Genomic DNA, 15,310 nt, shown 5'->3' on the forward strand with positions numbered 1-15,310 from the left:
TCATTTTAACAATATAAACCTTATGGCAATATTAACCGATATCATTGATTGGGTAGAAAATAAACCACAGTTTTGGCAAGTAGCTATTGATAGATTAATAAGAAATAATGACTTAACAGCATCTGATATATCAGATTTAAAGCAGATTTGTAAATTTGAAGCAGGATTGTCTAAGATAACTTTTATTCCCATTGATTTTGATGCACTCAGAGATTTTGCTACCCATGCTTCAAGTAGTGCAAACATAGTACTTTCAAAAATCCATAACATTGATAATATAAATGCACTTTCTAAATCAAGTGAACTAGAATTTGCGTCAACTGGATTAACCGCCGTTTATGGTGATAACGGAGCAGGTAAATCAAGCTTTGTAACTGTACTAAAACATACATGTAATACAAGAGGGCAAAAACCTATTATTAATGATAATCTGTATGATGCAACAAGCCGTGGGATGGATAAAAAAGCAGATGTTGAGTACACCACGGACGGCACTACTTTTAATTCTGTTTCATTAATAAATTCATCTATCAATGATACAAAATTGAAAGGTGTAGATGTGTTTGATTCTTTCAGTGCAAATCACTATATCGATGGCGAAGATGAAATTGCATTTATTCCACAAGGGTTATCATTTATAGAAAAAATTGCAGTAGTGCTGAGGCAAATTGAAACGGAATTATTAGCAGAAATTCAAGTACTTAATTCATCCAAACTTGATATTTCACTATTACTGGTCGATGAAGGAACTGCGGCAAAATCGTTTCTCCAAAGCTTAAATCATAACACCAACCTTGACCAATTAAGAGATCAAGCTAAATGGAATCAAACAAACGAAGATAGGGTTACAGAGCTGAACAAGATTATTCCCATTTTAAAAGCTACAGATCCGCAAAAAAATCTACTGACAAATATTGAAAAAATCAGTCGTTTTAAGATTTTAAGAAACAAATTTCAGACTATTGAAAATGTGCTTATCAGTAGTGAGGCATTAGAAAATATAAAAAAAGTTTCTAATGATTTCTCGACCACATTTGATACCCTAAAGGCTTCTTCTGAAACAATTTTTGCTGGACTTCCAATAAAAGGTGTTGGTGAAAATTCATGGAAGCAACTGTGGGAAAGTGCACGAAAATTTTACAATGAAAGCAAAGAGGCAAATTTATTTCCAGATACAAGCGAAGAAGCTGACTGTCCACTATGTTTACAACATTTGAGTGACGATGCAAAAAAACGTTTCACAGATTTTGAAGAATTTGTTAAACATGATACCCAACAGCAACATGATATAGCCTCCGAACAACATAAGGATCTAACTAATCAATTGAATGCTTTAAATTTTATTTTAGATGACTATGAACCAACTATAATTGAGCTCGAAATGTTGTCGCCAGATTACAGGGCAGGTCAAGCGTCATATTTAGACAACTTGGTTCAGCAACAAACCTTATTGTTAAAAATCTTGTCTGACAAAGCACCGCTTGAGAATTTGATTGTACCAGCAATAACGATTAATTCGAAAGATCTAATTGATTCTGTCATTACTAAATTACAAGCAGAAAATGATGTATTAGGGACTAAATCCATTGCTGATGAATTAAAACCGTTGGAAAGCGAAATGCTTGAATTAGTCAACCAAAAGAAATTATTTGATTGTAAGCCTAAACTAGCACGCGAAATTTTTCTACAGAAGAAAATTCACCTGCTTAACCAGTGTGTCGCTCAATGCAATACAAGAACAGTTACAATTGCAAGCAATCAATTAACCTCAACCTATGTCACTCAAAATTTAAGAGATAATTTTCAAGCTGAACTTACAAAGTTAGGTTTTAAAAACGTCCAGATTGAAACCGAAACAAAGGGAGTAAGAGGTAAACAGTACCACTTCTTAAAACTTAATGAACCCAATGCTCATAATGTTGCTTTGAAGGATATCTTAAGTGAAGGAGAACATCGATGTATTGCCTTGTCAACATTTTTATCTGAGCTATCTTTATCAGAGCATAAAAGTGCAATAGTTTTTGATGATCCTGTTTCTTCCCTTGACCATAAATGGCGAAATAAAATAGCCAAACGTATTGTCGAGGAATCTATGGTAAGACAGGTTATTGTATTTACACATGACATTACTTTTCTTTTAATGCTTCAGGAACAAGCAGAAATATTAAACTGCGACTTAGATATTAAAAGCCTTACCAGAAAAAAACAAGAGACTGGAATTATAGCTTCAAATCCACCTTGGGATGCTTTGCCTGTAAATAAAAGGATAGGCATTCTCAAAAATGAATATCAAATAATTGAAAAAGTTGAGAGAACGGAAACTGAAGAGATTTATAAAGTACGTATTAAGCCTTTATATGGCATGCTTCGTGAAACTTGGGAAAGGTTTGTAGAGGAGGTTTTTTTAAATAGCACTGTACAGAGATTTGGTCGTGAAATCCAAACTCAACGTTTGTCAAAAATTGTCGATTTGACAGTTGAAGATTATAATAAAGTAGATGAAAATATGCGCAAATGCTCTACTTATTTTTTAGGGCATGATAGTGCTGGAACACTTATTGAAGAATTGCCCGATTCGACAGAATTTCTAGGTGATATTACCGTACTAGAAAAGTTCACTAAAGAAATTAGAGATCGACGGAAGTAACTATAGTTAAAAGTAAATTTATGTATGATTTGCATCGTTTAGGCTGGTTTAGTTTTCAGGAATTATGTAACTCTATTGCACGTGAAATTCTTGGTCAAACTACCATGACTTTTTTGGAATCTGCTGATGGAGGTCGTGATGGGTCATTTTCTGGAAAATGGAGAAACAGTGACAAAGATGTTCTCGAAGGTGAATTTGTGATTCAATGCAAATTTAAAACACGCCGAAATGAAAATTTGAAATTTGGAGATATTGCCGATGAAATTCAGAAGGCAGAGCGTCTTGTTAAAACTGGACTATGTGACATTTATATTCTTATGACCAACGCAGGCGTATCCGGTCCAATGGCTGCAAGAATTCAGACAGCCTTAAAGGCGGTTGGTGTGAAGTATATCATGATTTTTGGTTCAACATGGATAAATAGTCAAATTCGGGAAAATCCACATTTACGGCGATTGGTGCCGCGTGTATATGGACTAGGAGATTTAAGTGAAATACTTGATGGTCGTGCATACGAGCAGGGCGCAGCGCTTTTAGAATATCTTAAAGATGAGCTCTCAAAGGTTGTAATTACTTCTTCGTTTAAGAACGCTGCGGATGCAATAGAAAAGCATGGCTTTGTTTTGCTGATTGGTGAACCGGCCGCTGGCAAAACTACGGTTGCGTCATTACTTGCAGTTGGTTCTTTAGATCAATGGAAGGCACCAACAATGAAATTAGAAACTGCGGAACAGGTTGTTCATCATTGGAATCCAGAAAATCCACAGCAATTTTTTTGGATTGATGACGCTTTTGGTGTCACGCAACATGAATCTACACTAACAAGCCGCTGGAATCAGGCAATGCCCAAAATAGTAACAATGTTGAGTCAGGGTGCAAAAATTGTCATGACGTCAAGAGATTATATTTTTAGCGAAGCAAGAAAGGAATTAAAAAAAGGTGCATTCCCATTGTTGCACGAAAGCCAGGTGGTTATAGATGTTCATAAATTGACGTTACAGGAAAAGCGTCAGATTCTCTACAATCACCTCAAGATGGGTAAACAAACTGCAGCATTTAAAAGTGAGATCAAACCACACCTTGAATTTGTGGCAAAACACGAGAGATTTATTCCCGAGATGGCAAGGCGACTAGCTGATCCATTTTTTACAAAAAATTTGCACCTTTCAGAATATTATTTGGACAATTTTATAGTTCGACAGGAAAGTTTCTTGCTTGAATTGATAAGTGAATTGGATCACAATCATCAGGCTGCTCTGGCCTTGATCTATATGAGTGGAGATAAACTTCAATCACCAGTTAATCTTAACGAAATTGAAGAAGGTGCAATCCAGAGACTCGGAAGTAATCTAAGCGGATGTATTAACGCTCTTGAAGGCATGAAAGGTAACATGGTGCAATTTTTGACGATTGAAGATGAGTCAATTTGGAAATTTAAGCATCCAACAATTGGAGATGCTTTTGCTAAGTACATAGTTGAATCTCCAGATAAGATTGAAATATTTTTACATGGTAGCTCAACTGACCAATTGCTAGATAAAATCACTTGTGGTGATATGGGAGTTAGAAACGCAATAATTGTCCCAGGACAAATGTATATACTCATTTTAGAAAAACTGAAGCGATACAAGAAGACCAAGAGATATAAAGTTGAATTTATGTCTACCTGGGGCGCGAAACGAAAATTATTCAATTTCTTGGCTAGGAGATGTTCTGAAAAATTTTTAAAGATGTATGTTGAGGAAAATCCGAAAATCTTGGAAGAAGTAACCAATCCCAGCCAATATTTGGATAACTCTCCCGAAGTAGCGCTGGCAATAACGCTTCATTCAAAAGGTTTATTGCCTGAAGACAAACGTCTGGCATTTATTTCGAAAGTATCGGAGTACGCTGTATCAGGACAACATCTATATGCTCTAAGTTATGATGAACTCAGAGAAATGTTTTTTGATGAAGAGTATACTGCCCTGCGAAACAGAATAAAAGTGGAACTTATTCCTAGAATTTCGGAACTCAAAGAAACTTGGAAATCCTCCTACACTACAGACGAAGATGCGCGATACCACATGTCATCACTTAAGGAAAATTTGGAAGCCATTGAAAACGAATTTTCTGATGACACTTCAATTTTAGAGGATGTCGCAAATGAACTCATGGAAATAGAGGAATGGATTGAAGAGAATAAAGGCGAGGATGAAGTTTATGAATCGGAAAATTTGAGTGGAGATAGCGAAGAATTGGAAGAAATAGAACGCAGTATTTTTGATGATGTTGATGAATGAACCCATAAACGCGGAATCTTAATCCGTATTTAAAAATAGAAATGCAGTTAAAATAAATTGATGAAAGAGGCTGAGAGGTATCTCTTTTATTTCGCATTATTTGAGTATGTTCTATATCTTTGATAGTAGATAAAGACAATTATAAACAACAATGACACGAAAGAAAATTCCAATAGCGATAGAAACAGAAGTAATGTTTTTGTCTGACATGAAGTGTTGTATTGACAACAATAAAGGTGACCATATTCATCATATTGATGGCAATAATTCAAATAATGTTATAGAGAATTTAGCTTTGCTTTGTTTCCACTGTCACAACCTAGCTACAATAACTAATACTCTGAGTAAAAAACTTTCTCCAAATCTAATAAAGAAGTACAGAAAACAACATTACGCAGCCATTAAAATCCAAAGAGAAAATTCACTCAAAAACATTAGTGGCAAAACTGTTAAAACAGTTACCCAAGAGGATATAATAGAGGCCACTACAACATCTATAATTTTAGTCGAGATTTCAAAAATTCAATATGAATACTACAAAGAGGTGAGAATGGATAGAAATGAAATTCTACTGAAGTTACTAATGTTCAAAAACCAAAGCAATCCAAGAATTCTAATTTCAATTTTAGATTTTTTAAATCGTGTAGTTTCAGAAACAAGAAGTGGTTTACCGTCAAGTATGATCGCAACTACAGAAAATATTATCACTTTATACTTTTCTGAGTTAAGTTCAAAAACAACAAAGCAACAATTTTTTGAAGTGGGAAAATCCGCTATTGAAGTTGGAGAAACAATTGTATATGACTCTAGTATTCATTCGGCGAATTTCAAATCTATGTCAATCGGCTATTCAATAATTGATTTCATTCATTATTTAGCAAAAACGAGAAACATAAAAAGTTTAGAAGAAAACGTTTACACTGTGTATGAGGAATTAAAATCACAACTTAAAAGACCTGAAAGGAATGATTTAGAAAATGCCGAAAAAATAAGACATATCCACTTTGAAAACATAAAAAATGGTAAAAAAAGTAATCCAGTTTATTCTCAAGAAATTATGCAACTAATTCAAAAACAACAATAACTGTCGCTAAGATTGTAATTAATAACAGTAAAGAAAGATGCTGAGAGGAATCTTTTTTTACACAACACTACAACGTTGTATATCGTTGATTTTATAATGGGGTTAATAGTTATGGTATTCACTAAAATTTTATAAAACGAAAATGAATCAATCCTGGTTTGAAATGCAAGATTTAAAGAAACGCAAACTGAACAATTCAGTTTGGGTACCTTTACGTTCTCAAAAATCAATACAAAACAATATAAATTATGGACTAATAGATTATCAGGAAGAATATCTCGGTAGTGGTTCCGTAATGATTCCCGTTAACAAAAAAGACGAAGCAAATATACTAGATTGGAGTGATGTTGGATCAAGCCATCCACAAGGACTCAACTTTTTATATGGAAAGCATTCACACTCGGATATATATGAGTGTGAACACTTTCAAGGAACAATTTTAGTTTTAGATCAAACGTTTGATAATACAGTTGATAAAAATGAATGGCATTTACATCAGGATTTAGTTATTAATTTAGGTTTAAAGCGAGAAGGTGATATTTGGCTGTGTCCAAGACAGGGCTATGTGGAAGTAGCAAGACTTGAACGGGATGAAGAAAGTGCTCCAATACTCCTTGAGATCAAAAATCAATTTTTAAAAGACTACTTGAAAGCTAGAGACTGTGGCTTATATGTAACATCTTTTTTTAGTAGAGATAAAATATTTGATAATAAGGACATTCTTTCATGGCGCGAAGAATCTAAGGAAACTCAAGATGGAAAAGATTTTTGGGAGTGTAGAGTGTTAGAGATACATGAGGGCGGTCATGCTTTTGGTGAAAAAATTGCAGTTTCACACGTAAGCCGGACTGACGTTGACCAGGATGAAGATGTACCAGACATGACATCTTTTCCAACAAACGATAATGTAACTTCTGAATTCTACGAGAGAAGTTTTAGCGGCAAGAAATTGTACAGAATAATGGCTGAACTCTGGAAATATGAGTGGATTGAACCAGCTAACTTTAGCCCGATCACATTGGGTCAAAAAGAAAATATTGATATCTATTATATTGTTGATGCGACTGGAAATAAAGAAAGTGGGAAAGAACTAACTAAAGGCGGCAAATGGCTTTGGTTTAAACCTGAATTAGTTTCAAACATGCTATCCATGCGTGGTAGTTCTTTAGTATGGTATACACAAGATACAGGAAAGATTTCATGCTCTCCTGCATGGGGAATTCACTTTGGTGTCAATGACCTAGGCCTAATTACTGTGTATGCAAAGGATATTGGCAAATTGCCATTGTGGCAACAACAAATCTGGTCAGGTTACAATATTGCTCCCGAAGGTGGCATATCAAAAGAGTTACATGCCTCACAAGTCAAAGCCGAACCAGCATCAACAAAAGCACCGGAGGCATTCCTTGAAAGAGTACTTGAAGAAATAAATGAAGCAGCAAAAACAAACCTCAATGTTCAGTTTTTCAGAGGGCATCAATCAGTTAAAGAGATAATTAATTCAATCCATAGATTTAGAGCAGTTGACGAAAAAGGATTATTCGCTTTAGCTAAAGACGTTGCAAGAATAATTGCTGATGACATTGACACAGAATCACTACAAAAAATTGCAATTCCACCCAAGGGGACAAAATGGGGTTCAATTAAAACTGTTGAAAAACTTTTAGCTTTAAAAATTCCAACAGAAACAGCAAGGAAAATAACAAGCCCTCTGGTAGGTGTTTATGAATTGCGACATGGCGACGCACATTTACCAAGCAGCGAAATTGATAAGGCCTTTACCCTACTCAATATTAATACTAGTTTACCAACAGTATTACAAGGTTATCAATTGCTATATGAATGTGTAAACAACTTACATATCATTCTAAGCATAATTGATAATTGGAACGAAACGAAAACAGAATAATAAAATACCTCTAACAAAGGTCATTCAATTTGTATCTATTTTTTTGATACCTTGGGAAACTTTAATAGCGTCGATATGTCAGAATCTATCCTACCAAAATTGGAAGCATCCCGCAAAGAACTTTTAGATCTTGGAATGCGTAATACATTACTTAATTACAAAATTCCTAAAGTGCGCGGCCTTCAAATTGTACAGGAGCAATCGCTATCTGTTTACAATATCTTGGTTAAGCAAAATAAGGCAATGACCTTTTTAGGGCGTCCGGGTAAAGACAATGATGAGGAGCTCTTCGAATTGCCCGAACTTTCAGAGCCACAACTACAGGATGCATACAATGACACGAAGTTACAAACGAATGAAACCGAAACCAAACTCCAGACAAAAATACTAAATACCTATTATTTTGCTAAGACAAGTATAGAAGAACAGGGTGTAAATATGTTGTACCTCGCTTTAGGCATGCTTAATTGGTACGAAAAAGGAAATACAGAAGAACCACGAAAAGCACCTTTAATTTTGATACCGGTAGCCTTAGAACGTTCCAGTGCGAGTGAGCGCTTCAGGTTACGATATACCGGGGCAGAAATTGGTGCAAATCTTTCTTTACAGGCAAAGATGATGGTCGATTTTAACATTACAATTCCCGATCTTCCGGAAGAAGAAGAATTAGACATTCAGGCCTATTATAATGCAATTAGTGAGCGCATTCAGCACCTTCAAGACTGGAAAGTCGAAGAAGATGCTATAGAACTGGGTTTCTTCTCCTTTGGTAAGTTCATGATTTACCATGACCTCGATAGTGCAAAATGGCCAGAACATAAAAAACCTTTCGACCATCCAATTCTGGAATCTCTTTTTGGCGAGGGATTTAATGAGCAGCAACCATCAATCAGCGAGGAACACCATCTGGATAATGACACAATAGCCGACCAGCTTTTGCAGGTAGTTGATGCAGATAGTTCGCAGGTCATAGCAATGCTTGCAGTCAATGAAGGACGAAATATGGTAATTCAGGGGCCACCAGGTACAGGTAAATCACAAACCATTACAAATCTGATAGCTGATGCAGTCGGCAACGGAAAAAAGGTGCTTTTTGTAGCCGAAAAGATGGCAGCTTTAGAAGTAGTAAAACGACGTCTTGATAGTGTTAACCTGGGCGAAGCTTGTCTGGAATTACACAGCCACAAATCCAATAAACGCGAATTGCACACAGAGCTCAAACGTGTTTTGGATCTAGGTAAACCAACAATGACACGTCTTGAAGAAGAGATACGCTTTCTTAGCCCTGTGATTAATGAACTAAATGAATATTGTAATGCCGTAAACTCAGAAATTGCAAAAAGTGGCTACTCCCCGCAAGAAGTGATGGGACACTTATTAAAAATCAGTTACCAAAGCAAAGACTACAAATTTCCCAAAATTGCAATTGATAATATACATTCGTGGGATTTTCCACGAATGAAAGAAGTAGAGCAACTCGCGGAACAAATACAGGTTAGGCTAGAGAAAATAGGACAACCCCAAAACTTACTATTCTACGGCACAGGACTAAAAGTATTTCTACCAAAAGACGAGGAAATAGCCAAAGAGCTTTTGGAACAAGCTATTGGTAAAACTAATGAACTCATAAGTCTTGTTTCATCTATAGCTGATTATTTAGGAATTCAATTGCTACTTGATAATGAAGGTGTTCAAAAATTATTGACGGCATTACTTACAGCAGCAGAAAATCCCGGAATCCAATCAATGGCAATCCATGATGCCGCATGGCTAAACAGTCAGGCAGATATTGAAGAAATGATTTCGACCGGCATAAGAATTAAAGAATTGCATTCAAAATACGATACGGTATTAATCCCGGAAGCATGGAGTTCTGACGTTATTGGAATCAGGCAGGACTTAATTGTTCACGGCAATAAATGGTACAAATTTCTTATATCCGATTATAAGAACAGCGTTAAAAAACTATCAACAGTCCTCAATACAGCTATGCCTTCAGATTTAGCTACAAAGCTAGAATATGTGAATGCAATAATGGAAGAAAAACGTCTTGCCATTACTATGCATGATTTCGAGCCCTTAGCGCAGAAATTATATGGCAATCATTGGCAAAAACATAGAACGGATTGGGCTGAAGTAGCAAAGGCCGTAAAATATATCCAGTCAGTCCATCTACGTATTCAGGAGCATATAATTCCTTCTGCTTTTCTCTCTTTCCTTGATAAAGAGGAAAAACCGGAAAATTCGATTGCGTATTCAGATAATTTGAAAAAAGTTTTGAGCAATCAGGTACTTGCAATTGAAAACCTTTTAAAGCAATTGGATTTAAAAGAACACGGCATAAAGAAGTTAGAATTCGTTGAGCAACTTAATCACCTAAAAAAGTGGTCCGATGACTTAGCTGATATTCATAAGGTAGTATCATGGAATGTGTTAAAAGAAAATATAGAGAAGCAAAACGCAAATTATTTAATTGAGGCAGTCCATCATTGGCCAGAGGCTGCTACTCATCTTAAAACAGCGCTTCAAAAGACTTGGTACGATTACTTGATTGAGCAGGCGATGCTCAATAGTCCTGATTTACGCAAATTTGAACGTTCTAACCATGAAGAGATAATTGAAAAATTTAAGAGGCTTGATGTACTAAATCAATTTTACAATCGGGCGAAAGTTGCTCTGAAGCACTGGGAAGGAGTGCCGAAACAAGACGGCGGAGGTCAGATTAATGTATTGAAAAGTGAATTCAATCGTAAGGCTAGGCACATGCCCATTAGGAAATTAATGCAGGAAGCCGGGTTAGCCATACAGGCTATTAAACCTGTCATTATGATGAGTCCGATGTCAATTGCTAATTTTCTTCCGCCTGACAGTATTGATTTCGACTTAGTTATTTTTGACGAAGCAAGTCAGGTTCGCCCGGTGGACGCACTAGGCGCAATTTTACGCGGAAGACAATTAGTTGTCGTTGGCGATACCAAACAAATGCCGCCTACAAGCTTTTTTGACAAACTAAATACCGAAACAGAAGATGAAGAAAATGTAACTGCTGATATGCAGAGTATCCTAGGTATGTGCGACGCTCAGGGCGCTCCTCAAAGGATGTTGCGTTGGCATTACCGTAGCAGGCATGAATCATTGATCAGCCTTTCTAATCAAGAGTTTTATGAAAATAAATTGATAATCTTTCCAAGTCCTGGCTCTAAAACCAGAATGGGCCTGGCTTTTAATTATTTACCAGATACCTTTTATGATAAAGGTAAAACCCGAACCAATCCGAAGGAGGCTGATAAAGTTGCCGATGCTGTAATAAACCATGCTTTGCAGAATCCAAAACAAAGTTTGGGTGTTGTTGCATTTAGCACAGCTCAGATGCAGGCAATTCAAAATGCAATCGAAATCAGGAGAAGAAGAAATCCTGACGTAGAAAATTATTTCAGGAGTCATCCAACTGAGCCATTCTTTGTGAAAAATCTTGAAAATGTTCAAGGAGATGAAAGGGATGTAATTTTCATAAGCATTGGATATGGAAGAACTGAAGATGGTAAAGTGCCAATGAGTTTTGGCCCCCTAAATAACGAAGGTGGCGAACGTCGCTTAAATGTATTGATTACCAGGGCCAAGAGCCGTTGCGAAGTATTTACAAATATTACGGCAAGCGACATGAATTTTGGACCAAATGCCAAATTTGGAATTCGTGCGCTAAAAAGTTTTCTATACTTTGCGCAGCACGGGAAATTTGAAAGCGATAAGGAAGAAATTCCATTTAAGCCCCAACCTTTTGAGGACGTAATTGCACAAAGTCTACAAAACGAAGGGTATACAGTGAGAGAAAAAGTAGGATCTGCGGGATTCTACATTGATTTAGCTGTAGTTGATGCTGACAATCCCGGGAGATATATTCTCGGTATAAGTTGCGATGGAAAATCGTACGAAGTGGCAAAATCAGCTCGTGATCGCGACAGGTTACGAACTATGGTACTCGAAGGAATGGGTTGGAATTTATATAATATATGGAGCACAGATTGGTTCCGTAATCCTGCCGGAGAACTAAAACTTTTAATTGAAGCAATTGAAAAAGCTAAAGTTCAGGCGGAACATAATGACGCAATTGAAGAAGAATTAATGGAAGAGTTAAAGCTACTAATCCGTGAGCAACCTGAAGAACTTGATAATTCCTTACCGAAATATGTAACCGCAATTTTACCGTCTGACGTTGCTTTGCAGGAACTACACACCTACCCCATGGGTAAATTAGGCGCTTGGATACAAGAAGTTGTCAAAGTTGAAAGCCCTATACATTTCGAAGAAATGGCGCGTCGTATTGCAGACGCAAATGGCATTTCAAAGATTGGCAGTCGCATTCGTGCTTCAATCACTAATGCTACTGATTACGCTGTTAAAGAAGGATTTATAATTAAAAAGAATGACTTCCTTTGGAACCCAGAAAACCACTCGCTAATTATTCGGGAGAGAAGTCTACTTCCTGCTAATTCTCGGAAGCTGGCATTTATATCTCCCGAAGAAATGAATTTAGCAATAGCAAAAGTGGTGGAAAATTCAATTGCAATTCAACCTGAAAGCGCTGTAATTTTAATAGCTAAGCTCTTTGGATATTCAAGAGTAACTGAAGACATGAAAATGTATATAATACAATCCATAGATAAGGCTACCAATGATAGGATTGTAATAAAAGATGGTGAATTTCTTAAGGCTGCAACAACTTAAAAAATGAAATTGTGTAATGGTTTAAGAACGAAAATCCAATAACGCGGATTTGAACACGAGCAAAGCGACTGCCGAAGGGCCCGAGGCTGCAAGCCGAAAGGAACACAGCTAATCAGTGCATTTATACAGCTAATAAAAACTACTCCCAAATTGTAATGCTACAAACTCCATAATTGAATAACAAAACTAAAATCATTTAGGTAATATTGGAAATTCATCCAAAATAGGTTGCTTCTATGAGTTGGTACTACCTTCTATTTATTGTTGTCGCCTATGGTGTAGGCATATATCTTCATTATGTTTACAAAGATTATCTTAAGCACAGCCACCATAATGACAGTTGGAAGAACAGAGACAAATGAAAGATGAAGGATGCATCTTTTTATTATAAAAAAACGTATTAATTTGCTTACCTTAGCATACTTAAATTAGTATTAATACCTGCATATAGCAAATAATCTATGGAGGAAAGAAACAACATTAAAGTTTTAGTAGCTTCAACTATTTACGGTTTCGAAGATCAACTCGCTTCAATTTACGCACAGTTGGATAGTTACGGTTACGAAGTATTAAATTCACATATGGGAACGGTTTATGCCGGTGCTGATAAATCAAATCTCGCTAATTGTCTTGCAGCGGTTGAGGAATGTGATGCATTTATAGGTATTATTAGGCCAAACTATGGTTCTGGTGTTATCGGAGAAACCTCCATAACGCATGAAGAAGTCTTAAAAGCCATTTTATTAAAAAAAGCAAGATGGTTCCTAGTAGATTCTAAAGTTATCTTCGCAAGGCAATTATTAAACAAATCGGAATTTGTTGACAGGCACTCGTTAAAACCCATTAAAACAGACAATATAATTGTAAGGCCCAATTCACTTATTGATGTGAGGTGCATTGACATTTACAATCAGGTAACTAAAGATAAAGTGCCTCCTAAAGAACGTATCGGCCATTGGGCACAGGAATATTATGATTTACCCGGGATGCAGCGTTATATCGAGGGTCAATTTAAAGATGCAGATAAAGTACAAAGGACAATTACATATATGAAAAGCTTGTAATTATGAATGAGAACGATTTTATAGAAAGTATACTTCAGGAAAAAGAAGGCGTTCAGCTGTCCTTATTTTCGCATGCTGATATTGAAATAGTCGGACAATCAGTTTGTGCTTTTTTAAATACCAATGGAGGTCGTATAATTGTTGGTGTAGATCATGACAAACAAGTAAGTCCATTAAATAATCTTGAAGAAGCCTACAACGCGCTCAGATATTTTATCTACAATGAAATAACCCCGCAAAGCTTGATAGGGATTAGGAAAGAACAGTATCAGAACGGTACAGTCATCTTAATTGAAGTGATTGAAGGAAACAAGAAACCTTATTCAATCAAGGGCAGGAGTTATGTTCGGATTGGCAATGAAACGGTAACAGCGTCAGACAATGACATGAGTGTTCTAATCAGGACGAATAAAATTGATGATTACACTTGGGAAAAAACACCCGATTTAGAGGCAACGATAGAAGACCTTAATAAAGAGCAAATTTATAATGCAATTGATTTGGCAAATAAAATGGGTCGCGTTGCTAAATTTAGCTCTAACGATCCGGTAGAATTCTTAACACGCTATCAATTATTCAGAAACAGCAAATTAACCAATGCTGCCATTGTTCTTTTTGCCAAGGACCCCACCTATTTTCTGCCACAATGCAGGGTTCGTATAATTGATTTTGGTCTGGGAAAAACAGGTAATCGTTATGAGAATATTGTTCTGATAGAAGAAAATCTATTTAAAACCTACACTGAAATTCAAAATTACTTTAGAAAAAACCTTCCAATCATTAGCGACTTCAGTGAAAAGGATTGGAAAAGAAATGACGATTATAAATATCCACTGGAGGCATTAGATGAAGCGGTCATAAATGCATTAATGCATAGGGATTATTCAGATAGTACAGGAGAAGTGCTTATCGGGATCTATCCCGATAAAATCGAAATAATTAATAGTGGCAAGTTGTTGCTGTCCGACAAGGATTTGAAGAAAACGCATAGCTCCAATCCTCCTAATCCTGTTTTGACGCATATTGTTTTTCTTTGCGGAATAATCGAAAAAGTGGGCAGGGGAACTATTTTGATTAATGAGTCTTTTGATAAACGAAATTTAGAATCTCCTACTTGGGTCAATAAAAATGGTGCGGTAATTTTAACGCTCCATAGTACGCCCAAGAAAATAGAACTGAACAATCGAATGGAAATGTATTTGGACCAAGTGGGTGACGAATTATTCACTAGGGAAGATTACATGAATTACTTTGAAAATCCTTTAAGTGAAAGAACTGCCCGTTTGGATATTCAAAAACTTCAGGAAATTGGATTATTGCAAAAAATCGGGGATGGATCGGTTACACGATACAAAAGAACCTCCAAAGAGTTGCCGGATAATGCCGGATAAGCCATAGCAATCTTCATAAACCTAGTAAAATGTGGCCTTCGTTGTAATTCATCCTTCCTATTCTATTGCCGGATTTTGCCGGATAGTACCGAAGTCAAAAAAAGCAATTTATGGTATTGTATTGCCGGAACTTGCCGGACAAAAACAAACCGATGCCATAAACCTAACATTGTCAATACCTTAACAAAAAAGCAGTACAGCAAGATGT

The 15,310-nt window shown here is 36.2% G+C and carries 9 protein-coding genes; all 9 read left to right on the top strand.

Annotated features, from left to right (window positions below; translation table 11 throughout):
* Positions 1–22: 22 nt before the first annotated feature.
* Positions 23–2,647, top strand: coding sequence for an AAA family ATPase (locus tag C8C84_RS15020; RefSeq protein WP_121314420.1), 2,625 nt, complete (start codon positions 23–25; stop codon positions 2,645–2,647).
* Between the two features lie 20 nt (positions 2,648–2,667).
* A complete protein-coding gene (locus C8C84_RS15025) occupies positions 2,668–4,929 on the top strand; it encodes a hypothetical protein (protein ID WP_121314421.1) in 2,262 nt (753 codons plus the stop codon).
* A 151-nt stretch (positions 4,930–5,080) separates the two neighbouring features.
* Positions 5,081–6,013, top strand: a complete 933-nt coding sequence (locus C8C84_RS15030; RefSeq protein ID WP_121314422.1) for an HNH endonuclease signature motif containing protein — start codon at positions 5,081–5,083, stop codon at positions 6,011–6,013.
* Between the two features lie 142 nt (positions 6,014–6,155).
* Positions 6,156–7,922 (top strand): hypothetical protein, encoded by a 1,767-nt coding sequence (locus C8C84_RS15035; protein WP_121314423.1) that lies wholly within the window; start codon positions 6,156–6,158, stop codon positions 7,920–7,922.
* A 75-nt stretch (positions 7,923–7,997) separates the two neighbouring features.
* A complete protein-coding gene (locus C8C84_RS15040) occupies positions 7,998–12,647 on the top strand; it encodes a DUF3320 domain-containing protein (RefSeq protein WP_121315090.1) in 4,650 nt (1,549 codons plus the stop codon).
* Between the two features lie 236 nt (positions 12,648–12,883).
* Entirely contained in the window at positions 12,884–13,009 is a 126-nt protein-coding gene (locus C8C84_RS17250; RefSeq protein WP_255415823.1) for a hypothetical protein, read from the top strand.
* A gap of 99 nt (positions 13,010–13,108) precedes the next feature.
* Positions 13,109–13,711 (top strand): DUF4062 domain-containing protein, encoded by a 603-nt coding sequence (locus C8C84_RS15045; RefSeq protein WP_121314424.1) that lies wholly within the window; start codon positions 13,109–13,111, stop codon positions 13,709–13,711.
* Positions 13,712–13,713: 2 nt separating this feature from the next.
* Positions 13,714–15,102 (top strand): RNA-binding domain-containing protein, encoded by a 1,389-nt coding sequence (locus C8C84_RS15050; protein WP_121314425.1) that lies wholly within the window; start codon positions 13,714–13,716, stop codon positions 15,100–15,102.
* A gap of 31 nt (positions 15,103–15,133) precedes the next feature.
* The gene (locus C8C84_RS17075) at positions 15,134–15,286 is read left to right on the top strand and encodes a hypothetical protein (protein WP_158592582.1); all 153 of its coding nucleotides are present in this window, start codon (positions 15,134–15,136) and stop codon (positions 15,284–15,286) included.
* The last annotated feature ends 24 nt before the right edge of the window (positions 15,287–15,310 follow it).

Origin of the sequence: Flavobacterium sp. 102, assembly GCF_003634615.1 — a bacterium.
Lineage (GTDB): Bacteria > Bacteroidota > Bacteroidia > Flavobacteriales > Flavobacteriaceae > Flavobacterium.